The organism is Lactobacillus sp. JM1 (genome assembly GCF_009834385.1).
Taxonomy (GTDB): Bacteria; Bacillota; Bacilli; order Lactobacillales; family Lactobacillaceae; genus Lactobacillus; species Lactobacillus paragasseri.
In genome coordinates this window covers 1,614,590-1,638,732 of the sequence record NZ_CP044412.1, presented here as the reverse complement: position 1 = coordinate 1,638,732, position 24,143 = coordinate 1,614,590, and the positions used below count along the sequence as shown (strand labels likewise).

At 36.9% G+C, this 24,143-nt stretch carries 7 protein-coding genes, 3 tRNA genes, 3 rRNA genes and 5 pseudogenes; 15 read left to right on the top strand and 3 right to left on the bottom strand.

What is annotated here, in order from left to right; translation table 11 throughout:
* The first annotated feature begins 78 nt into the window (after positions 1-78).
* From F3I00_RS08365 to F3I00_RS08320, 10 genes and pseudogenes are all read left to right on the top strand, one after another.
* Complete coding sequence (locus F3I00_RS08365) at positions 79-1,245, top strand: glycosyltransferase family 4 protein (RefSeq protein WP_020807943.1); 1,167 nt, start codon at positions 79-81, stop codon at positions 1,243-1,245.
* Positions 1,238-2,280: pseudogene (locus F3I00_RS08360) on the top strand (glycosyltransferase family 4 protein). The gene F3I00_RS08365 and the pseudogene F3I00_RS08360 overlap by 8 nt, the downstream one beginning before the upstream one ends.
* Positions 2,280-3,295: pseudogene (locus tag F3I00_RS08355) on the top strand (YbhN family protein). Before F3I00_RS08360 ends, F3I00_RS08355 begins: the two co-directional pseudogenes overlap by 1 nt.
* 84 nt (positions 3,296-3,379) lie before the next feature.
* Positions 3,380-5,447: pseudogene (locus F3I00_RS08350) on the top strand (LTA synthase family protein).
* A gap of 520 nt (positions 5,448-5,967) precedes the next feature.
* A 16S ribosomal RNA gene (locus F3I00_RS08345) occupies positions 5,968-7,538 on the top strand.
* 142 nt (positions 7,539-7,680) lie between these two features.
* Positions 7,681-7,754: transfer RNA gene (locus tag F3I00_RS08340), tRNA-Ile, on the top strand.
* Between the two features lie 33 nt (positions 7,755-7,787).
* Positions 7,788-7,860: transfer RNA gene (locus F3I00_RS08335), tRNA-Ala, on the top strand.
* Between the two features lie 126 nt (positions 7,861-7,986).
* A 23S ribosomal RNA gene (locus tag F3I00_RS08330) occupies positions 7,987-10,893 on the top strand.
* 60 nt (positions 10,894-10,953) lie between these two features.
* Positions 10,954-11,070: ribosomal RNA gene (gene rrf, locus F3I00_RS08325) — 5S ribosomal RNA — on the top strand.
* Together the 16S, 23S and 5S rRNA genes with 3 tRNA genes alongside form the textbook arrangement of a ribosomal RNA operon.
* A 13-nt stretch (positions 11,071-11,083) precedes the next feature.
* Positions 11,084-11,156: transfer RNA gene (locus F3I00_RS08320), tRNA-Asn, on the top strand.
* Between the two features lie 171 nt (positions 11,157-11,327).
* Here F3I00_RS08320 and F3I00_RS08315 read toward each other — a convergent pair.
* Both F3I00_RS08315 and F3I00_RS08310 read right to left on the bottom strand, forming a co-directional pair.
* Positions 11,328-12,604, bottom strand: a pseudogene (locus tag F3I00_RS08315) (ISL3 family transposase).
* 143 nt (positions 12,605-12,747) lie between these two features.
* Complete coding sequence (locus F3I00_RS08310; RefSeq protein ID WP_020807445.1) at positions 12,748-14,121, bottom strand: amino acid permease; 1,374 nt, start codon at positions 14,119-14,121, stop codon at positions 12,748-12,750.
* A 305-nt stretch (positions 14,122-14,426) separates the two neighbouring features.
* On the opposite strand from F3I00_RS08310, the gene adhE reads away from it, so the two are divergent.
* Entirely contained in the window at positions 14,427-17,036 is a 2,610-nt protein-coding gene (gene adhE / locus F3I00_RS08305) for a bifunctional acetaldehyde-CoA/alcohol dehydrogenase (RefSeq protein WP_020807444.1), read from the top strand.
* Positions 17,037-17,152: 116 nt separating this feature from the next.
* On the opposite strand, the pseudogene F3I00_RS08300 reads toward adhE, so the two are convergent.
* Positions 17,153-17,570: pseudogene (locus F3I00_RS08300) on the bottom strand (hypothetical protein).
* A gap of 251 nt (positions 17,571-17,821) precedes the next feature.
* On the opposite strand from F3I00_RS08300, the gene F3I00_RS08295 reads away from it, so the two are divergent.
* The 4 genes from F3I00_RS08295 (at position 17,822) to F3I00_RS08280 (ending at position 24,097) form a co-directional block, all read left to right on the top strand.
* Positions 17,822-18,529 (top strand): carboxymuconolactone decarboxylase family protein, encoded by a 708-nt coding sequence (locus tag F3I00_RS08295; RefSeq protein WP_020807442.1) that lies wholly within the window; start codon positions 17,822-17,824, stop codon positions 18,527-18,529.
* A 109-nt stretch (positions 18,530-18,638) separates the two neighbouring features.
* A complete protein-coding gene (locus tag F3I00_RS08290) occupies positions 18,639-20,528 on the top strand; it encodes a TerB N-terminal domain-containing protein (protein ID WP_065169684.1) in 1,890 nt (629 codons plus the stop codon).
* Between the two features lie 4 nt (positions 20,529-20,532).
* Entirely contained in the window at positions 20,533-21,867 is a 1,335-nt protein-coding gene (locus tag F3I00_RS08285) for an ATP-binding protein (RefSeq protein WP_020807440.1), read from the top strand.
* Positions 21,868-21,874: 7 nt separating this feature from the next.
* On the top strand, positions 21,875-24,097 hold the full coding sequence (locus F3I00_RS08280; RefSeq protein WP_065169683.1) for a DEAD/DEAH box helicase: 2,223 nt from the start codon (positions 21,875-21,877) through the stop codon (positions 24,095-24,097).
* The last annotated feature ends 46 nt before the right edge of the window (positions 24,098-24,143 follow it).

Here is a 24,143-nt window from a genome sequence, read left to right as displayed (position 1 = left end):
TTCTCGCGTCTTTTTTTTATCCAAAATTGCAACTCCTTTCTACTAACTTTATAATGGTCTTTAATGGAGGTATTTTACATGAATATTGGGCTATTTACCGATACTTATTTTCCTCAGCTTTCTGGGGTAGCAACTTCAATCCAAACATTGAAGAATGCTCTTGAAAAAAATGGACACTCTGTCTTTATTTTTACTACAACAGATCCTCATTTGGGTAAAGGAACTATTGAACCTAATGTTTTTAGAGTTAGTAGTGTTCCTTTTGTTTCTTTTACTGATAGGAGAATAGCGTTTCGAGGACTTTTTCAAGCTACCAAAATCGCTAAGGAAGTAAAGCTTGATATTGTTCATACACAAACAGAATTTTCAATGGGGATGATTGGAAAATATGTTGCACATTCTTTAGGTATTCCCGCTATTCATACGTACCATACTATGTACGAAGATTATTTGCACTACGTTTTAAATGGACATTTACTGAAGCCATATCATGTAAAACAATTTACCAAAGCTTATTTGCATAATATGGATGGAGTAGTTGCTCCCAGTGAACGCGTTAAAGAAACTTTAACACGATATGGAGTTACCATACCTATGCGAATAATTCCGACGGGGGTAGATTTGACTGCTATTAATGAAAATCCACGACGAGATGTAAGGAAAGAATTAGGAATAGATTCGAATGAGAAAGTTATTCTTACTCTGAGTCGTGTAGCTGCGGAAAAGAAAATAGATCAAATTCTGGATGTTTTGCCCACAGTTTTAGAAATTGAACCAAATGTAAAATTTGTAATTGCTGGGGATGGCCCAGATGTGCAGCCTTTAAAAGATCAAGTCGCTAGACTTTCGTTAGAGGACTATGTTATTTTCGCTGGTAGTGTTGAGCACAGTGACGTAGGAAATTATTATAGAATGGCAGATTTATTTGTATCAGCTAGCGATACTGAAACGCAGGGCTTGACATATATTGAGGCTCTAGCTGCTGGTACTAAATGCGTTGTCTATAGTACTGATTATACTGAGCATGTTTTTGATAATAAGGAGCTTGGGAGTACATTCACAACAAAAAATGAAATGACGAATGAAATTATTGATTATTTAAAAGCAAATCAATTCACTATTCCTAAAAATCTAAAAGAGAAAAAGTTAATAGACGTGTCAGCAGATACGTTTGCACATAAAATAGAAGATTTTTATCAAGAAGCAATTCAAAATAAACAAAAGACTGAGGTAAATTATGATTAGAATTAATATGTTTTCTCAAGCTGACTCTGTTCAAGGTCAAGGCGTGGGATCAGCGTATAAAGAGCTAATTCGTTTACTTAGAACAAGATTAGTAGATGAATTTTATGTAACTATCAATAAATATGGAACAAGTGATTTAACACATTATCATACAATTAATCCTACATATTTTGCTAACAGTTTTTTGCCTAGTCGAGGTAGGAAAATTGGATATGTACATTTTTTACCGGAAACCTTAGAAGGTTCAGTTAAATTACCCGAGCCTGTAAAAAGTATTTTTTATAAATATGTAATCGATTTTTATAAAAGGATGGATCAAATAGTAGTAGTTAATCCGATTTTTATTGATAAACTAGTAAAATACGGTATTAATGAAAAAAAGGTAAAATATATACCTAATTTTGTAGCTAAAAGTGAATTTTATGAGCAAAGTCAAGTTCAAAAAAATGCATTTAGAAATAAATTGAATATTCCTTTGGATAAGTTTGTAATTGTCGGAGATGGACAAGTTCAAGAAAGAAAAGGCGTAGATGATTTCGTTAAATTAGCCGAAGCAAATCCAAGTATTCAATTTATTTGGGCTGGTGGCTTTTCATTTGGAAAAATGACGGATGGATATGCACACTTTAAGAAATTAATTGATAATCCACCTAAGAATTTAAAATTTACAGGAATTGTGCCACGAGAAGAATTAGTCAGTTATTTAAATATTGCTGACTTATTCTTATTGCCATCTTTTGATGAACTGTTTCCAATGTCTGTTTTAGAGGCATTTTCATGTAATACTCCTGTATTATTGCGTGACTTGGACTTATATCAAGCTATTATTAATGGATATTATATGAAAGGTAGAAATTTTGAAGAGTTAAATTCTCAAATTAAATCTGTAGTATCCAATCCCGAAAAATTGAAAAAATATCAAAATTGTCTGCTGAAGCAAGTCAAGAGTATTCAGAAGACCATCTCGCTAAAATCTGGTATGACTTTTATATGGAGCAGTATGAAATTGGTAGAAAGTTAGGGCAAATTAAGTAATGAACAAAAAACATTTTATTGGAATGCTAATTGTTCTTCTAATTAGTGGTTTCGTTATTTGGCAAGAACTAAGAAAAACGCCAGTTAAAGCATTATGGGGAGCTAGCAAGAAATTAAATATAAACTTTTTATTACTAGTTCTTTTGGTAATGGTTTTATCTTATGCCTGTGAAGCTGCAATTATTTGGATTTTAGAACATAAAAAAGGAGAGCCTCATCGCTCCGCATGGTCTTTTTTCAGAATTCCAATTATTCAAGCACTTTTTAATGCCATAACACCTTTATCTACTGGGGGTCAGCCTTCACAATTAGTAGCAATGATTCAAATGGGAATAGAAGGTGGCCGTGCTACTTCAATTTTATTGATGAAATTTATTATTTATCAGATTTGTGTTTTGTTTGCTTATGTTTCAACAATTATTTTTGGTTTCCATATGGTGATAACCAAGTTTTCAGGATTAGCATTGTTTATCTTAATTGGTTTTATTCTTCATGTTAGTTCAATAATATTTTTATTAGCTATTATGTTTGCTTACCGCTGGACAAAAAGCGCGGCTAATTGGCTGATGAATCTATTAGAAAGATTCATGAACAAAAATACTGTTGAAAAATGGCGTAAAAATACTATGGAAAAAATTGAAACTTTTATGCAGAAGGTCAAAATTTAAAACGCGAAAAGAAAAAATTACTTGGTGCAAGTATTTTGACTATTGGACAATTGCTGTGCTTTTATTCAATTCCATATTTAATTCTGTTAGCTTTAAATTTAACGCCTTCTTGGTTAGAAGTGACACAGATGAATATCATGATTATTATGTTTATGGCAATTGTTCCAATTCCAGGTGCGTCAGGTGGAGCTGAATTTAGCTTTCAGACTTTATTTACTACCTTTATTCATTCAAATATATTATTAACCTTAGGGATGTTTTTGTGGCGCTTTACCACTTACTTTTTTGGAATGATTCTAGGAATATTTGGTTGGTTGTTTAAGCCGAAGAAAATAAGAAGTCATTAAAATTCCTTAAATTTACTATTTTAATTTATCAAAACTATTTTTTAGTAGTAATATCATGAAAGAACAAAGTTGAGGAGGACTTAAATGGGACGCCTAAAAGCATCATATAATTGGCTAACTAAAACTAAATTAGGCTTTTTTACTGTAGTTGTTGTATTTTTCTGGGTTAAAACATATTTAACTTATATAACTAAGTTTAATCTAGGAGTAGTGGGCCCAATGCAGAAGTTTTTGCTATTGATTAATCCACTACCAACAGCCATGCTATTAATTGGAATCGGATTATTTTTTAAGGTAGAAAGTCATATTGGATTATGGTCATAATTGATTTCCTATTGTCTTTGTGGCTATTTTCGAATATTTTGTATTATCGAGAATTTTCTGATTTCTTATCTACATCCATTATTAAAACTTCAGGATCTACGTCAGATAATTTGGGAAAGAGTATTGCTGGAATTACTAAAGGTACTGATTTTTTAGTATTTTTGGATGTAGTTATTATTGTTTTATTAATAGCTTTTAAAGTTTTTAAAATTGATGTTCGTCGTTTAAAGCTAAAGATATCTCTTCTAATTGAAGGGTTAGCTGTAGTATTGATTGGAACAAATCTAACTATGGCGCAAAAAGACAGACCTGGTTTGCTCACAAGGACCTTTGATAATAATTATATTGTCAAATATCTAGGTTTAAATTCTTTTGCTGTTTTATGATGGTGTAAAAACAGCTCAAAGTAATGCGATTATGGCAAAAGCAAATCATAGTGACTTAAAAACTGTTCAATCTTATATTAAGAAGAACTATATTGCTCCGAATCCTGAATATTATGGTGTAGCTAAAAATAAAAATGTGTTGGTTATTCATTTAGAAAGTTTCCAGCAGTTTTTAATTGATTATAAGTGGCACGGAAAAGAAGTTACTCCTAACTTAAATAAGCTATATCATGCAAATGATACAATTAGCTTCGATAATTTCTTTAATCAAGTAGGTCAAGGAAAAACATCAGATGCTGAAATGATGCTAGAAAATTCTATTTTTGGCTTACAATCAGGTTCAGCAATGTCAAGTTATGGAACGTCCAATACTTTTGAAAGTGCTCCAGCTATCTTAGGGCAACAAGCTGGTTATACGAGTGCGGTTATGCACGGTGGTGCAGGATCATTCTGGAATCGTGATAATGCTTATAAATCCTTTGGGTATGATTACTTTATGCCTTTATCTTATTATCAAAATAAGAAGGGGTATTATTTAGGGTATGGAATTAAAGATAAGCTCTTTTTTGATCAATCTATTAAGTACATAGAACATTTACCGCAACCATTTTATTTGAAGATGATTACTGTAACCAATCACTATCCGTATGATTTAGATAAGAAAAATCAGTCAATTGATAAAACAGATACTGGTGATAAAACAGTAGATGGGTATGTACAAACGGCCCACTATCTTGATGAAGCTATTGGAGAGCTTATGAGTTATCTTAAAAAGTCAGGATTGGAGAAGAATACTCTGATCATGCTGTATGGTGATCATTATGGAATTTCAGGAAATCACCATAAGGCTTCAGCACAATTGCTGAACAAAGATAGCTTTAATAATTTTGATAACTTACATTTCAGCGTGTGCCTTTGATGTTCCATATGCCAGGACTTAAGGGTGGCATTAATCATACATATGGCGGAGAGATTGATGTTAGACCAACTTTATTTAACTTGTTGGGTATCAATGATCAGAATATGATTCAATTTGGACATAGTCTTTTAGCAAAAAATGCTCCACAAATTGTTGCTCAAAGAAATGGTGACTTTATTACGCCAAAATATAGTAAGGTGGAAGGAAGTTATTATTATACTAAATCGGGTAAGCGTGTAACTCATCCAAGTAAGAAGGTAAAAGCACAATTAGCTTCAATTTCTAATACGGTAACACCGAGCTATCGCTGTCTGATCGAGTAATTACCGGTAATTTGCTTCGTTTCTATAAGCCGAATGGATTTAAATATGTAAAGAGAAAGAATTATTCTTATAAAAAGACAGACTCTTTGAAGAGACTGAAAAAGGCGGAAAAGAAGAGTAAAAACAGCGTATGGTATCAAAATGGTAAGAAGTCCACACAAAGTGACTTTAAGACGGATGCTCCAGAATTGAAAAAATAGGAAGAAAAACTGTGTTAAGTAAATATGCTTAACACAGCTTTTTGTATATCCGAATTTTTAAAATAAAGATTGCTTTTAAGTTGGAAAAATAAAAGACGAAAATCAGACAATTGAAATCTATTAATAGTTAATATTCGGAATATATCTTTTTGTTAAAAACTATATTGACGAAAAGGAGAAAAGTCTGTAAAGTAATACATGCTGTTTGAGGCAAGCAAGAAGCAGAGCCAGGAGGCAAAGCGAGAAGCTTGTCAAGAGAGCAGAAAGATGATAATATTATAAAGCTGTCATTTGAGAGAGATGAGAAAGAGAAAAAAGCTTGTCAAAACTCAAGAGGCATGATATAATAAAAAGTTGTCACACGGCAACGGTAGTACCTTGAAAACTGAACAAAGTTTCGCTGAAAGTGTGCGGGATATAAAAATCCCAAACAAAAGCGAAGTCAATTCGCAAGCAATAAATTTGAGATAACTCAAAGAAAGTTTTAGAGCTAAACGATAAAAAGCTCATTTTCAAGAAGGAAAATGAGAGTTTGATCCTGGCTCAGGACGAACGCTGGCGGCGTGCCTAATACATGCAAGTCGAGCGAGCTTGCCTAGATGAATTTGGTGCTTGCACCAAATGAAACTAGATACAAGCGAGCGGCGGACGGGTGAGTAACACGTGGGTAACCTGCCCAAGAGACTGGGATAACACCTGGAAACAGATGCTAATACCGGATAACAACACTAGACGCATGTCTAGAGTTTAAAAGATGGTTCTGCTATCACTCTTGGATGGACCTGCGGTGCATTAGCTAGTTGGTAAGGTAACGGCTTACCAAGGCAATGATGCATAGCCGAGTTGAGAGACTGATCGGCCACATTGGGACTGAGACACGGCCCAAACTCCTACGGGAGGCAGCAGTAGGGAATCTTCCACAATGGACGCAAGTCTGATGGAGCAACGCCGCGTGAGTGAAGAAGGGTTTCGGCTCGTAAAGCTCTGTTGGTAGTGAAGAAAGATAGAGGTAGTAACTGGCCTTTATTTGACGGTAATTACTTAGAAAGTCACGGCTAACTACGTGCCAGCAGCCGCGGTAATACGTAGGTGGCAAGCGTTGTCCGGATTTATTGGGCGTAAAGCGAGTGCAGGCGGTTCAATAAGTCTGATGTGAAAGCCTTCGGCTCAACCGGAGAATTGCATCAGAAACTGTTGAACTTGAGTGCAGAAGAGGAGAGTGGAACTCCATGTGTAGCGGTGGAATGCGTAGATATATGGAAGAACACCAGTGGCGAAGGCGGCTCTCTGGTCTGCAACTGACGCTGAGGCTCGAAAGCATGGGTAGCGAACAGGATTAGATACCCTGGTAGTCCATGCCGTAAACGATGAGTGCTAAGTGTTGGGAGGTTTCCGCCTCTCAGTGCTGCAGCTAACGCATTAAGCACTCCGCCTGGGGAGTACGACCGCAAAGGTTGAAACTCAAAGGAATTGACGGGGGCCCGCACAAGCGGTGGAGCATGTGGTTTAATTCGAAGCAACGCGAAGAACCTTACCAGGTCTTGACATCCAGTGCAAACCTAAGAGATTAGGAGTTCCCTTCGGGGACGCTGAGACAGGTGGTGCATGGCTGTCGTCAGCTCGTGTCGTGAGATGTTGGGTTAAGTCCCGCAACGAGCGCAACCCTTGTCATTAGTTGCCATCATTAAGTTGGGCACTCTAATGAGACTGCCGGTGACAAACCGGAGGAAGGTGGGGATGACGTCAAGTCATCATGCCCCTTATGACCTGGGCTACACACGTGCTACAATGGACGGTACAACGAGAAGCGAACCTGCGAAGGCAAGCGGATCTCTGAAAGCCGTTCTCAGTTCGGACTGTAGGCTGCAACTCGCCTACACGAAGCTGGAATCGCTAGTAATCGCGGATCAGCACGCCGCGGTGAATACGTTCCCGGGCCTTGTACACACCGCCCGTCACACCATGAGAGTCTGTAACACCCAAAGCCGGTGGGATAACCTTTATAGTCAGCCGTCTAAGGTAGGACAGATGATTAGGGTGAAGTCGTAACAAGGTAGCCGTAGGAGAACCTGCGGCTGGATCACCTCCTTTCTAAGGAAGGCGAAAGATGATGGAGAGTGCGAGAGCACTAAAGAGAAGTCATCGAGAAAGCCAAGCGGAAGCACACTGAGAAACTTTGTTTAGTTTTGAGGGTATTACCTCAAACAACTTGAATAACAAGCCAAGCACAATCGGGCCTATAGCTCAGCTGGTTAGAGCGCACGCCTGATAAGCGTGAGGTCGATGGTTCAAGTCCATTTAGGCCCATTCAAAGTGAAAGCTTTGATAAAAGGCAATGATGGGGGCTTAGCTCAGATGGGAGAGCGCCTGCTTTGCACGCAGGAGGTCATCGGTTCGATCCCGTTAGCCTCCATTGAGACCTTGTGTCTCAAGGGTTAGTACATTGAAAACTGAATATAATCTAAAGCAAAAAACCGAGACAATCGAAAAAAACAGATTGAAGAGCGACCGAGAAGAGAGAGAAACTCAACTTGAAATAGGTCAAGTAGAAAAGGGCGCATGGTGAATGCCTAGGCACTAGAAGCCGATGAAGGACGTGACGAACCACGAAAGGCTTCGGGGAGCAGTAAGTAAGCGATGATCCGGAGATATCCGAATGGGGGGAACCCAATACCGCGAGGTATTATCAAGAGCTGTTAAGGCTGTTGAAGGAAGACGCAGTGAACTGAAACATCTAAGTAGCTGCAGGAAGAGAAAGAAAAATCGATTTCCCAAGTAGCGGCGAGCGAACAGGAAAGAGCCCAAACCAGCTGGCTTGCCAGTTGGGGTAGTAGGACTGCAATAAAGTACTTGAAGCGATAGCAGAATTATCTGGAAAGATAAGCCAGAGAGGGTGAGAGCCCCGTAAGCGAAATTGCAGAGAGACTTAGCAGGATCCTGAGTAGGTCGGGACACGAGGAATCCCGATTGAAACCGCGAGGACCATCTCGCAAGGCTAAATACTAACTAGTGACCGATAGTGAACCAGTACCGTGAGGGAAAGGTGAAAAGAACCCCGGAAGGGGAGTGAAAGAGAACCTGAAACCGTGTGCCTACAAGTAGTCAAAGCACATTAAAGTGTAATGGCGTGCCTTTTGTAGAATGAACCGGCGAGTTACGTTATGGTGCAAGGTTAAGTCAGAAAAGACGGAGCCGGAGCGAAAGCGAGTCTGAAGAGGGCGAGAGAGTATCATGACGTAGACCCGAAACCAAGTGACCTACCCATGACCAGGTTGAAGGCGTGGTAAAACACGCTGGAGGACCGAACCCACGTGAGTTAAAAATCGCGGGGATGAGTTGTGGGTAGCGGTGAAATTCCAAACGAACTTGGAGATAGCTGGTTCTCTCCGAAATAGCTTTAGGGCTAGCCTCGTGTGAATGATAATGGAGGTAGAGCGCTGTTTGGACTAGGGGCCCGTCAGGGGTTACTGAATCCAGATAAACTCCGAATGCCAGATATCAATGCACGGGAGTCAGACTGCGAGTGATAAGATCCGTAGTCGAAAGGGAAACAGCCCAGATCACCAGTTAAGGTCCCCAAATCTATGCTAAGTGGAAAAGGATGTGGAGTTGCGTAGACAACTAGGATGTTGGCTTAGAAGCAGCCACCATTTAAAGAGTGCGTAATAGCTCACTAGTCGAGTGACGCTGCGCCGAAAATGTACCGGGGCTAAGCATAGTACCGAAACTGTGGATGCATATCAAAGGATATGCGTGGTAGGAGAGCGTTCTAAGAGCGGCGAAGTTAGATCGAGAGGACTAATGGAGCGCTTAGAAGTGAGAATGCCGGTATGAGTAGCGAAAGATAGGTGAGAATCCTATCCGCCGAAAGACTAAGGTTTCCTGGGGCAGGCTCGTCCGCCCAGGGTAAGTCGGGACCTAAGGTAAGGCCGAGAGGCGTAGCCGATGGACAACAGGTAGAGATTCCTGTACTGAAATTGTTCGATAAGAGCAAAGGAGGGACGCAGGAGGCTAATGACGCATGTAGCTGGAAAAACATGTGCAAGCAGTAAGAAAAAAGATGAGTCAAATGCTTATGTTTAGATTTCAAGCTGTGACGCGGAGTGAAATCAAAGTAGCGAAGGTCATGATGTCACACTGCCAAGAAAAGCTTCTAGCCAGAGCAATTTTACCCGTACCGCAAACCGACACAGGTAGTCGAGTGGAGAACACTCAGGTGAGCGAGAGAACTCTCGTTAAGGAACTCGGCAAAATGACCCCGTAACTTCGGGAGAAGGGGTGCTGATGGTAAAAGATCAGCCGCAGTGAATAGGCCCAAACAACTGTTTATCAAAAACACAGGTATCTGCAAAATCGTAAGATGACGTATAGGTGCTGACACCTGCCCGGTGCTGGAAGGTTAAGAGGAGAGCTTAGCGCAAGCGAAGGTTTGAATTGAAGCCCCAGTAAACGGCGGCCGTAACTATAACGGTCCTAAGGTAGCGAAATTCCTTGTCGGGTAAGTTCCGACCTGCACGAAAGGTGTAATGATTTGGGCACTGTCTCAACGAGAGACTCGGTGAAATTATAATACCCGTGAAGATGCGGGTTACCCGCGACAGGACGGAAAGACCCCATGGAGCTTTACTGTAGCTTGATATTGAGTATTTGTTAAACATGTACAGGATAGGTAGGAGCCAGAGAAAGTAGGACGCTAGTCTTACTGGAGGCAATGTTGGGATACTACCCTTGTTTGATGGATCCTCTAACTCGCAGAGCTGAGCGTTCTGGAGGACAGTGTCAGGTGGGCAGTTTGACTGGGGCGGTCGCCTCCTAAAATGTAACGGAGGCGCCCAAAGGTTCCCTCAGAATGGTTGGAAATCATTCGCAGAGTGTAAAGGTATAAGGGAGCTTGACTGCGAGAGGTACACCTCGAGCAGGGACGAAAGTCGGGCTTAGTGATCTGGTGGTACTGCATGGAAAGGCCATCACTCAACGGATAAAAGCTACCCTGGGGATAACAGGCTTATCTCCCCCAAGAGTTCACATCGACGGGGAGGTTTGGCACCTCGATGTCGGCTCGTCGCATCCTGGGGCTGAAGTCGGTCCCAAGGGTTGGGCTGTTCGCCCATTAAAGCGGCACGCGAGCTGGGTTCAGAACGTCGTGAGACAGTTCGGTCCCTATCCGTCGTGGGCGTAGGAAATTTGAGAGGAGCTGTCCTTAGTACGAGAGGACCGGGATGGACATACCGCTGGTGTACCAGTTGTCTTGCCAAAGGCATCGCTGGGTAGCTATGTATGGAAGGGATAAGCGCTGAAAGCATCTAAGTGCGAAGCCCCCCTCAAGATGAGATTTCCGATGCGCAAGCAGTAAGACACCTTAAAGACGATGAGGTAGATAGGCTAGGAGTGGAAGCATAGCGATATGTGGAGCGGACTAGTACTAATCAGTCGAGCACTTGACCAAAGCTCAAAGGTTTAGAGCGGAAGATTATATTCAGTTTTGAGTGTAAAAGCTCAGAAAGAGTACGGTGGCGATGGCAAGAAGGATACACCTGTTCCCATGCCGAACACAGAAGTTAAGCTTCTTAACGCCGAGAGTAGTTGGTGGGAAACTGCCTGCGAGGGTAGGCAGTCGCCGTGCTCTTTTTTAATATTCCGGCTTAGCTCAGTTGGTAGAGCACCTGACTGTTAATCAGGTTGTCGTCAGTTCGAGTCTGACAGCCGGAGTAAGTAAATGAAGAAATAAAAGAGGGAGAATGGAGAAATAACTTCATTCTCCTTTTTTGTTTGCTTAGGTTTAATTAGTATATAAAACAGTCTCTAGAGTTAACTAGAGACTGTAAAGAATGGCTGTTTTGCAAATCTTGTTGATGGCCAATTTTTTATTAGATTAAGGAATTAAGCAACTAAAGAATAGTTGTTTGATTCCTTTTCTTTTATGATATTTTCTTCTAGTCTGATTCTGATTAATAGATGGCTAAAACTGCTATAGCTATATACAGTACGTTCAATTTGCTTAATCTTACGATTGACACCTTCAAGACAGCCATTAGAATAGCTGGAAGAGATGCCATTTAGTACACCAGTATAATTATGTTTAAAAGTTAATAATGTCTGATGCATTTGTTTCCCGATAGCTTGTTTTGAATGAAGTAAGTGAATAATCTTTTTTCATCTTTGTTTTGAATAGCAGCCATAAAGGCTTGCATAACCCAATATGTGTTTTCAAGCTCTTTACTGCAGTCCAAGCCGTCTAAAACAACATGCTCTTGAGTCAAATAGTCTTTAAAATGCCAGTCATAGTAAGGCGTCTTTTTATTGAGCTTGTCATATTTCATGAGATAGAGCTTCCAGGTAGATTTTAAGAGATTGTATTCACGGCTTTGTTTCTTAAATTGTTTCATAGTCTGAACACGCAAGCTGTTAAAAGATCTGGTGAGCATCTGAACCATGTGGAAACGATCAATGACAATCTGGGCATTGGGAAATAGCTCTCTAGCCACGATTGGATAATAGCAGTTGAGATCCATGGTTACTGTCTTAACCATAGCCTGAGCTTTAGGAGTAAATTTGTAGAAGTAACGCAAGATTTCAGGCTTAAAACGCGTTCTAAGAATTTGGACTACTTGGTGAGAATCACCATCTAAGCAAATAAAGTAAAGTTTCTTGCCAACGCCTTTAAATTCATCAAAAGCTAAGTGTTCAGGAAGACGTTCAAAATGATCGTAGAACTTAGAAGAACAAGATTCCAAGACTCTTTGAACCGTATTAACTGATAAGTTATGTTCTCGAGCAATACTAGTCATAGAGCGATTTTCTGTAAGAGCAGCTAAGACCTTACGTTTAGAAGCGTTAGAAATGTGGCAATATTTATTAACAAGGCTAGACTGAGCCATAGATCTTTTAGGGCAGTCATTGCATAAAACACGCTGTTTATTAAGTCTGATAATAGCTGGATGGCTAGCATCAGCAGTAATAAAGCGCACGTTAGAAGTATAGTGTCCATTATGTTTAAGATTAGTTGAATGGCAAAAAGGACAAGAAGGCTGAATAAGCTCGGCTTGATAAACGCTATGATATTTGCCGTTAATATATTTTTTAAAATAATCAGAAAAAACAATATTAGGGTCTTCAATATTGAGATGAAATTTAATACAATCATTGTTAGAGGACATAAGCAATCACCTTTATTCTTTAGAGTGGAATCAGAAGATTTAATGCAATGAGGCTTATGGCCTCTTTCTTTATGCAATAAAAAATCCTGTCGATAGAATATCATAGATATCCATCAACAGGATTTATTATAGAGCCTAAAGAATTAATTCATTTTTTTCTGTATAAAGTGAGTTATACATACAAGTACTGCGAAAATTATGCCTGCACTAATCATTGGAATACGATAATTTGGAAAAATTAAAAGAATGATAATCATAGCAAGAAAGAAAGTTAATACTGCCACATCAGATAGAGGATATAAGGGCATTTTGAATGTTGGTAATTCATTTTCTGGTGTCTTCTTTCGATAAGTCATATGGGTAATGATCATGATTGACCAAATTACTAAAAACATGCTGGTCGCTGTAGCAGAAATGAAAGTAAAGGCATCTTTTAAAAAGAAATTCAAAAGTGGTGCTAAAGCGATTAAAATTGTTGAAAATATTAATGCATTTTTAGGTAATTGTCGCCGATCTAGTTTTCCTAAATGCTTACTTAATTTAGTTTTACCCTTGTAATTTATTGAAAATAATAACCGCCCTGCACTATAGATAAAACTATTGGTTGATGAAATAGCTGCACTTATTACAACAAAGTTAATTATTGAGCCAGCATTTTTGATACCAGTAGCACCTAATGCTTGAACAAAAGGTGAACTAGACGTGGACACCTTATCCCAAGGGATAGCTAATAAGATACTTAAAATTGCTAAGACGTAGAATAAAATGATTCTAATTGGTAATTGATCAACTGCTCGAGTAATTGTTTTTTTAGGCTCTTTGGCTTCTGCAGCTGTTAATCCAATTAACTCAACTCCGATAAAACTGAAGATAACCATTTGGAAACCTAATAAAAAACCTTTGGGACCTTTAGCGAAAATTCCGCCATCAATAACCATATTCTGCCAGCTTACGTGTCCGTATTTTGTTGCAGAGTTTGTGATTAATAAATAAAAAATTAGAATAACAAACGCAATAATTGTTACGATTTTAATAATTGCAAAGCTAAATTCTAAGTTACCGAATACTCGAGCTGAAATTAGGTTAATAGATAGTAAAAACAATAAAGTAATCAATCCTGGAATCCAGCTTTGCAAATTTGGCCACCAATATTGAAAGTAAATACCTAAAGCGGTAATTTCTGCCATAGCTAACGTCAGCCAACTAAACCAATATAAATATCCAGTTGTTGTACCAATACTTTTTCCTAGGTATTCTGTAATAAAATCGATATAGGTATTTTTCTTAATATCAGAAAGTATCAATTCTCCTAGTGCTCTCATTAAAAGAAAAAGGAAGAAACCAACTAGGCAATAAATAAAAATTACTGCTGGCCCGGCTAGTTCAATACTGTTTCCGACTCCTAGAAAAAGCCCAGTTCCAATTGTTCCCCCTAATGCAATTAGTTGGATATGGGTATTTGTTAAACTACGCTTCATAGTTTTAATCTCAGATGTTTCTGAGTTGTTTTTTGACATTAAGATGTAAAACTCCTTTCATAGTTTATTAAAATTTTAACATAAAAATCTATGACAATAGTTAAAACGTATAGGTTTTAATATTTTTTATAAGATTGTAAATCAAAGTTATATTGTGAAATATTTTTCAATATTATCAAAAATGTAAACGATATCATTACTTAAAACAGCTATTTCTTACTTTTTATCATATTGTGAATTTGTAAAAGAGTGCACAAAGTCATTTACAAATGTCTAAGATAGGCGCTATACTGTCATTGTTCATGAAAATATGCCTAGATTTCCGAGTAGGAGGCCCAATTTAGATGGTGCAAGATAAAAAGGCTACAAAAGAAGAAGAAACAATTGATGTAAATAAAATGATTGATGGTTATGTTGAAAAAGCTCACGTTGCTTTAGATGAGATGGCCGATTTCGATCAAGAACAAGTTGACAAAATATGTGAGGCTATTGCAAGTGCTGGAGAGCAAAATAGTTACCTTCTTGCAAAAATGGCAGTTGAGGAAACTGGTCGTGGTGTAGTAGAAGACAAAACGATCAAGAACATGTTCGCTAGTGAAAATATTTGGAACAGTCTTCGCCACGAGAAAACTGTAGGTGTTATTGAAGAAGATAAGGAAAAGCAATTAGTCAAAATTGCTGAACCTAAGGGTGTAATTGCTGGAGTAACTCCAGTTACTAACCCAACTTCAACTGTAATTTTTAAGGCAATGCTTGCTTTGAAGACTAGAAATGCTATTATTTTTGGCTTCCACCCACAAGCACAGAAGAGTTGTGTAAAAACTGGTGAAATTATTCGTGAGGCTGCAATTAAGGCGGGTGCACCTAAAGACGCCATTCAATGGATTGAATATCCAAGTCTTGAAGCCACTAGTGCTTTAATGAATCATCCAAATGTTCAAACTATCTTGGCTACTGGTGGTCCCGGAATGGTTAAGGCAGCTTATTCATCTGGTAAGCCCGCTATTGGTGTTGGTCCTGGTAATGGTCCATCTTATATTGAAAAGACTGCTAATATTCCAGAATCTGTTTATGACATTGTCTTGTCTAAGACTTTTGATAATGGAATGATTTGTTCATCTGAAAACTCTGTAGTAGTTGATGAAGAAATTTACAACAAAGTAAAAGATGAATTTAGGTCTTGGAACTGCTATTTCTTGAAACCAGATGAAATTAAAAAATTTGAAGAAAAGTTTATCGATCCTAGAAGAGGAACAGTTGCTGGTCCAGTTGCAGGACGTTCAGCTTATCAAATTGCTAAGTTATGTGGCGTAGATGTTCCAGAAGATACCAAAGTAATCATTGCTGAATATAAGGGTGTAGGTAAAAAGTATCCTTTATCTGCTGAAAAACTTTCTCCAGTATTTACTATGTACAAGGCTAAAGATCATGAAGATGCCTATAAGATTTGTACTGATCTTCTAAACTATGGTGGGCGTGGACATACTGCTGGCGTTCACTCACAAGATGAAAAGGTTATTGATGACTTTTCAATGAAAATGGATGCATGTCGTATCTTAGTAAACTCTCCTGCTTCAGTTGGTGGGGTTGGTGATTTATACAACAATATGCTTCCTTCTCTTACTTTGGGAACTGGTTCATACGGAGCAAATACTTTCTCACATAATATTGGTGCTAGAGACTTGCTTAATATTAAGACGGTTGCAAAGCGTCGCGATAATATGCAGTGGATTAAAGTACCAAAGAAGACGTATTTTGAACATAATGCTGCAAATTACTTAAAACATATGCCAGATGTTGAAAGATTTTTCATTGTGACTGATGAAGGCGTAGCAAGTAAGTACATTAATGAAATTACTGATATCATTAGTCAACGTCGTGGAAAGAAGAGCTATGAAGTCTTTCAAGCAGTAACTAAAGATCCAGATACCACTATAATTGCTGATGGTGTTCACAGAATGAATATCTTTAAACCAGATGTAGTTATTGCTGTTGGTGGTGGTTCTGTAATGGATGCTGCTAAAGCAATGCGTTTATTCTATGAAAATCCAGATATGAGTTTTGAAGATGCCTATTCAAAGTTTTTAGACATTAGAAAAAGAACGGTAAGGTTTCCAAAATATAACGCCATTCAATTAGTATGTATCCCAACAACTTCAGGCACTGGCTCAGAAGTATCACCATTTTCCATCATTAAAGATACTGTAACTGGCATTAAACATACTCTTTGTGATTATTCTTTAAATCCTGATGTTGCCATTGTTGATGATCAATTTGTAGAAACAATGCCTAAAGAATTGATTGCACGTTCTGGCTTTGAAGCATTAGCTCACGCAGTAGAAAGTTACGTTTCTACAATGGCTACCGATTTTACTCGTGGCTGGTCAATGGAAGCTATTAAGTTGATTTTTGAAAACTTAGAAAAATCATATAACGGCGATCAAAATGCAAGAAGTAGAATGCATAATGCGGCTACTCTAGCTGGAATGGCATATGCTAATGCTTTCTTAGGAGTAGGACATGCAATTGCTCATACTGAATCATCTGAATTTGGTATTCCAAGTGGCTTGAGTGATGCAATTGCTATGCCATATGTAATTAGATTTAATTCTAAGAAACCAAGAAAACTTGCTATGCGTCCTCACTATTCAACTTTCAGAGCTGATAAGGATTATGCTGCAATTGCTCGTAGCTTAGGCTTAAAAGGTAATACGGATCAAGAATTAGTGGATGCTTTAATTAAGAAAGTTGTTGAATTAGGGCACGGTGTAGGAATGAAACTTAGTCTTAAGGCTAACGGAGTTGATGAGGCTGATTTCAATAACAAAGTTGACGCTATGGCTGTTGAAGCTTATGGAGATCAAAATGTCGTAACTAATCCTTCCGCTTTATTAATTAGTGAAATTAAAGACTTAATGAAAGAAACTTATAAGGGAAAGGGTATTGAAGCCTAGTTTATCTCTATTCCAATATCTCATTTAAATATCAATATGAATTCGCATATAAAAAGGAGAAGCAATTTTGCTTCTCCTTTTTTGATGTGTATGTAAATTAATTACTAGATTACCTTTTATAAATTAATCAGTTCAATTTTCCAGCTTTTTTCAAGATAGTGGTGTTCAGTTCTAAAAGCATCAATATCTCCGCCGTTAAAGTCGTTTAATTTAGAAAGCTTATTATTTAATTCATTAAAATCTTTCTTTAAGTCGTTGATAACAGGTTCTTCTTCTTGTTCGTAGACGTAGTGATTTTCTGTTGAATCTTTAGGACCTTCGCCTTTGAATTGTTCGATCTTATCTTCGTCTTTATCGACTTTTCTTGCGTGCTTAAGAATTGATTTAATATCTTTAATTGTTTCGTGTTGAGCGGTGCGATGTTTCTTATCATCAATACTATCTTCAATCTTTGTTAAATGACTTTCTGCATCTGAAATTTTCTTAGCAATTCTGTCTAATGCTTTTAAGTTCTCTTTTTGCATAATCAGTCATTACATATACCCCCTCAAATCAATTTGTTAACTTAATCATCTTTAATATAAAAGCTAACTGTCATTACTTCAAAAATAATATGTTATTTTATAAAATAAACGTATAGGTTTAAAATAACTAATATCAACATAAATACAGACGTAATTAATTTATTCTATACTTTGATGGCATATTTCTACATAGAAAGAAAGTAATTTTCAATCCATCTGGCTCTCTTTATAATATAAAACATAAGAAAGAGGCGTGAACTAATGTTTAGAGAAGATGTAAAAAATATTCATGAAAAAGTTTTAAAAGAAAATGATCCAGAAGCATGGGAGCGAATTAGTCATTTTACTTTCGAAGAAGTTCAAGATGATGTAGATTTACCAAATAAGACAAAATTAATTTCTAATTTAGCTTATTTATTAGGGATGCAGGGCTTAGAAGAATATCGCTTGATGTTACCTGTAGCTTTAGATAATGGTGTAAGTCCAGTTGAAGTAAAAGAAATTGTTTATCAAGCAGTTGATTATTTAGGATTAGGACGCGTAATGCCATTTTTTAAAGTAACTAATACTATTTTACTTGATCGTGGAGAAAAGTTACCTTTGCCAAAACAAGCTACAACAACTATGGAAAACAGACTTGAAAAAGGCGAGAAAACTCAAATGAGATTGTTTGGTCCTCAAATGAAGGATTTTGCTAAAAAAGGGACTATTAATAAATGGTTGGTGGATAATTGTTTTGGTGATTATTATACGAGAAAAGGTCTTAGTGACAAAGAGCGCGAAATGATTACATTTTGTTACTTAGCTGCCCAAGGCGGTTGTGAACCACAATTATTAGCTCATGCTAAGGCGAATGTGGGATTAGGAAATGATCAACAATTTTTAACCAAAATAGTTTTAGCTAATGTCCCATTTATTGGCTATCCACGTAGCCTGAATGCAATTAATGTCATTAATCAAGTAAAATAATCATTTTCAAGGCACTGAAATTGAATAATTTCGGTGCCTTTTTTACTGCAAGTTTATGGATCAACCAAGTAAAATATAGTAGAATATACGTTCGAAAGGAGCTGAAGCCATGAATATTGATGAACTCTTGAGCTATGCTATTAGACACTTTGGAAAGAATAGTGTCAGTGAGCTTAATGATAATTCTAATTTAGTTGCTTTTAGTTCACCGATTACTAAAAATTGGTTTGCTCTTTTAGATTTAGATCCTAAAAATAAAAAATTAAATATTAATTGTGGCAATTTTGCAACGACTATTAAAGATTTACCTGGGTTCTCAGCTGCTTCTTTGATAAAGGATAATAAATGGGTAGAAGTTAGTTTGCTTTTAAGCGAGCAAAAAATAAAACAAGCTTTAGAATATGCCTTTAAAGTAGTGCTCATGTCAAATAAGGCTCCTAATCCTGAAAAATTAATTTATATACCTGATGCGAGTACGGATAAATTGAATCAGCAAAATGTTTATCACGAACAAAAAATAAACTTTGATAGTTGGGAAAAAACTAATAATTCTAAACAAAATAATTCTACCAAAGAAAAAATAGAATTAAATTTTGAAAATACGGAATCTGTTCCTGAGCAAATTCAGAAAATGATTAAGGCATATCGTTATGATTTGGCAGGTTCAGTTCGCAGAGAACAAAATTTTTATTTACAAGGCAAATTAATGGCTACTTATGAAGACAATTATCAAAAAAGGCAGTCATTTTTGCGTTATTATCCGGCTTATCATGACTTAACGGTTGGACAAGCAAGGACTTATTTTACTTGGCGTGCCAAGATTAGGAATAGTATTTATGAAAAGGTATCGAATTCATATGCTTATATTTATTTATATGAGTTATTAAATGGAATAGGCGTAGAGAATCCTCAAGAAGGGTTAGATAAGTTAATAGATTTTGATAAAAATTATGCTCAAAGCTTTTCCCCAGAAATGGCAGCATATCTTGATAGATGGATTCGTGACTATATTATTTTTTATAATATTAGTGAAAAAAGAGATGAATTTTTTCAGAAAGAACAAGAAAAGGATAAAAAATATGAGCATTTGTTGTACCCAAAACAATTTTCTGAGCATGAAGTTGCAGAAAGCTTAATAAATTTATCTAATTATAAAATTGAAAATTGTCCTTTGTATAAAAAGAATCCAGAAAAATTTGAACATTTATTAGTTTTAGTTTGGCAGCAAATATTAGATTTACGCCAAGATGGTTTTGATTTTTTGACCAATTATATTACTTATAAAAATCAAATGACGGTTCAGTTATTTTCCGCTGCAGTGTTCAATCATAAACTGATGCCTAAAACAGTTAATTTTGAAATTGATCAACTTAGAAAGTATTTTTATGATAAAGAAAAAGATTCGTGGTATTGTGAATCTTATTGGGGACTAGCTGGTCAAAAAAGTATCATTGGAAATTTATTGCATGAAGTTGATCGTGAAGTTAGGAAGAACTTTAATGTAGGGCGAAGCTTAAAGCCTAGAAAAATTGAAAAGCATTATCTTCAGGCTATAAAAGATGGAATTAAAAAGTACAAAATTGAAGAATATAAATTAAAACAACCAAAGATTGAAATTAATTTAACGCATTTGTCTACCATTAGAGAAGATGCCGCTGGTACGAGGGATAGTTTATTAACTGAAGAAGAACTACGAGCTGAAAAAGAAGAAAAAAGGCAACTTGAAGAAATAAATGAAAAAGATAAAGACGAGGATTTTGAAGATTATGGTCTGAGTCAAGCAGAATTGCATACTATTAAGATGCTTTTAAAAGGCGAGAATCCAGATCAATATCTTAAAGGAAAGCATCTAATGACAGCAGTTGTGGTCGACAATATAAATGAAAGGCTTTTTGATGAAATCGGCGATAATGTAATCGAATTTCTCAATGATGTACCAACAATAATTGAAGACTATCAAGAAGATATAGAAGACATGTTTTTGAAAGGAAAAAATTAGAAAGATGGCTATTAATAAGACAAGAAAAGTACCTAAGAGAATAGCTCAAACTATATTAAATTCCCTAAAAGGAGGAGTAGTTCCAAGAATTGGCTTACCCTATATTACCGTTGGAAGAAAAGCTGAGATTGAAGCCTTGTTACACGATGTAGAATTAATTGAAAATGGTGGTGCATCTTTTAGATTTATTGTTGGTCGATATGGGTCTGGGAAAAGCTTTTTGCTTCAAACAATTAGAAATTATGTAATGGATAAGAATTTTGTCGTAGTTGATGGAGATTTATCGCCTGAAAGACGCCTGCAAGGTGGAAAGGGACAAGGATTAGCTACTTATCGTGAGTTGATTCAAAATCTTTCTACTAAGACTAGACCAGAAGGTGGGGCCTTAACTTTAATTCTTGATCGCTGGATTAATACAATTCAAATGCAGGTTGCCACCGAGACTAACTTAAATACGGATGATCCTGCTTTTGAAGAAGCAGTTAATAAAAAGATCTATGCTGTAATTTCTAATCTTTCTGAATTAGTGCATGGTTTTGATTTTGCTAAATTGCTCGAAATGTATTATCAAGCCTATATTAATGATGATGAAGAAACTAAAGCCAAAGTTGTTAAATGGTTTAGGGGAGAATATGCAAATAAGACTCAGGCTAAAAAGGAGTTAGGAGTAGATATTGTAATCTCGGATGATGATTGGTATGAGTATCTTAAGCTATTTGCTTCATTCTTTAGACAGGCTGGATATGCAGGTTTAATGATCATGATTGATGAATTAGTTAATATTTATAAAATTCCGAATAGTATCAGCCGGCAGTACAATTATGAAAAGATACTAACAATGTATAATGATGCTTTACAAGGAAAATCAAAGTATTTGGGAATTATTATGTGTGGTACGCCTCAAGCTGTTGAAGATAAGAGACGAGGCGTATATTCTTACGAGGCTTTACGTTCACGTCTTGCTAGCGGACAATTTTCAGAAGCTGGTAATAGGGACATGTATGCTCCTGTTATCAAACTTGATCCTCTTACTCCTGAAGAAATGTTAGTTTTGGCTGAAAAATTGGCAGACATGCACGCTCATTTATATGGATATGAAAGAACAATTACAGAGGATGACTTAGAAAAATTTATTAAAATTGAATATTCACGCGTGGGTGCTTCTTCCAATATCACGCCACGTGAGATTATTCGTGATTTTATTGAATTATTAGATATTGTTTGGCAAAATCCCAAGACTAATATTGAGCAGCTACTTAATTCTGATAAGTTTTCTTATACTGAGTCAGAAGCTGTTTCTGATGAAAAGTCTGATAATTTTGCTGAGTTTAGAATTTAAGTGAAAAATGGATATTTTTACACGTTTTGCTCCTTTTATTCAGGACTATATTTATGAACATAATTGGAAAAATTTACGTTCAATTCAAGTTGGCGCAGCAGAAACAATTTTTAATAGTCAAGACAACGTCTTATTAGCTGCTTCGACAGCATCTGGTAAGACTGAAGCTGCTTTTTTTCCAATTTTGACGGATCTATATGAAAATCCTGCTCACTCAGTTGGGGTTCTATATATTTCACCATTAAAGGCGCTAATTAATGACCAATATGAACGGTTAACGGATCTTTGCCAAGATGCTAATATTCCAGTTTGGCGCTGGCATGGTGAAGTAGCTCAAACACAAAAAAGAAAATTGCTTAAGCATCCATCGGGAATTTTGCAAATTACGCCAGAATCATTAGAATCGTTGATGATTAATAAGCATATGGATATTCCTAATTTGTTCCATGATTTAAGATATGTGGTAATTGACGAGCTCCATTCTTTTTTACGATCAGATCGAGGAGGACAAACTTTTTGTTTGATTGAGAGATTATCGAAAATGGCTGGTGTTGATCCCCGGCGAGTCGGACTTTCAGCCACGATCGGTGATACTAAATCTGCCGCTAGATTTTTAGGAGCAGGTTCAAGACGCAAAACTACGGTTCCTAACGCAGAAAGTGGGGGTCAAGTTTGGCGATTATCGATGGAACATTTTTATGATAATGGACCACAAGCTGATAGTAATGACTTTGATCCAGCTCAGCCAGTTTTAGATGAGAAAAGTGATCAGGCACCTCAAATGGCTGATCCATCGATGGCTTATATTTTCGAACATACACGTGGAAAGAAATGTTTGGTTTTTACTAATAGTCGAGAAGAATGCGAGGCAGTATGTCAGGTTTTAAGACAATATTGTGAAGTAAATCATGAACCAGATCGTTTTTTAATCCATCATGGTAATTTGTCAGCTGCGTATCGGCAAACTGCAGAAGCTGAAATGAAAAATGAAGATTCATTAATGACAACTTGCGCGACGGCAACGCTTGAGTTAGGTATTGATATTGGAAAATTAGAGCGTGCCTTTCAAATTGATGCTCCTTTTACAGTCTCTGGATTTTTACAAAGGATGGGTAGAACTGGACGCAGAGGAAATCCAGCAGAAATGTGGTTTGTGATGCGGGAGTCACATCCTGAGTCCCGTGCGATGCTACCAGAAATTATTCCTTGGTCATTACTCCAAGGAATTGCTTTAGTTCAGCTATATTTAGAAGAAAAATGGGTAGAGCCACCAGAACCAAACAGATTACCTTATAGTTTGTTGTATCATCAAACAATGTCTACCTTAGCTTCAAGCGGGGAAATGACTCCTGCTGAACTGGCATCTCGTGTATTGACGCTGCATTATTTCCATAACGTTAGTCAAAATGATTATCGAATTCTATTGCGTTATTTGATTAAAGAAGATCATATTCAACAAACCGAAAACGGTGGTTTGATTGTTGGATTAGCTGGAGAACGAGTAATAAACAATTTTAAGTTTTATGCTGTTTTTCAAGAAAATGAAGAATATTCTGTTAAATCTGATTCTGAAGAATTGGGAACAATTGTTAAGCCACCTCCAGTTGGAGATAAGATTGCGATTGCTGGCCGGGTCTGGGTGGTAGAGGATGTAGACCGAAAACGACATCAAGTGTATTGTCATCCAGTTAAAGGGCGTATTCCAGCTTATTTTGGGGATGTAGCAGGAGATATTCAACCTAAAATTTTGCAAAGGATGAGGAAAATTTTAGGTGAAAGAACGCAATATCCATATTTAATGAAACAAGCTGTGGCGCGTCTAAAAGAAGTTCGGAATACAGCACAAATTTCAGGGATGCTGGAGAGTAATTTAATTAAGCTTGGTGGAAAAATGTGGTGTCTTTTTCCTTGGACTGGTACTTATGCTTTTTTAGCATTAGAAAGGCTAATCAAGATAAAATGTGCTAAACGTCTTGGCTTAAGAGGCTTCAATTCTAGCCGTCCATATTTTATGCAATTTGCGATGGATGTAGGTAAAGATGAATTTTTAGAAATTCTGAAAGAAGAAGCAAATAAAGATTTTGATCCCTTGGAATTAGTTTATCCGAAAGAAGTCCCTGTTTTTGATAAATATGATGAGTATTTACCAGATGAATTAGTAAGAAAAGAATTCGCACGAAGTATTTTGGATATTAAAGAAATGAGAAAGTGCGTTAATGAATTGAGATAAAAAAATAACCATTCAGTTAATCTATCACTGAATGGTTATTTTTATT

Bases quoted from the DNA above. Each gene is read 5' to 3' on its own strand.
- F3I00_RS08365 (WP_020807943.1), top strand. From the start codon at position 79: ATGAATATTGGGCTATTTACCGATACTTATTTTCCTCAGCTTTCTGGG.
- F3I00_RS08310 (WP_020807445.1), bottom strand. From the start codon at position 14,121: ATGTCAAAAAACAACTCAGAAACATCTGAGATTAAAACTATGAAGCGT.
- adhE (WP_020807444.1), top strand. From the start codon at position 14,427: ATGGTGCAAGATAAAAAGGCTACAAAAGAAGAAGAAACAATTGATGTA.
- F3I00_RS08295 (WP_020807442.1), top strand. From the start codon at position 17,822: ATGTTTAGAGAAGATGTAAAAAATATTCATGAAAAAGTTTTAAAAGAA.
- F3I00_RS08290 (WP_065169684.1), top strand. From the start codon at position 18,639: ATGAATATTGATGAACTCTTGAGCTATGCTATTAGACACTTTGGAAAG.
- F3I00_RS08285 (WP_020807440.1), top strand. From the start codon at position 20,533: ATGGCTATTAATAAGACAAGAAAAGTACCTAAGAGAATAGCTCAAACT.
- F3I00_RS08280 (WP_065169683.1), top strand. From the start codon at position 21,875: ATGGATATTTTTACACGTTTTGCTCCTTTTATTCAGGACTATATTTAT.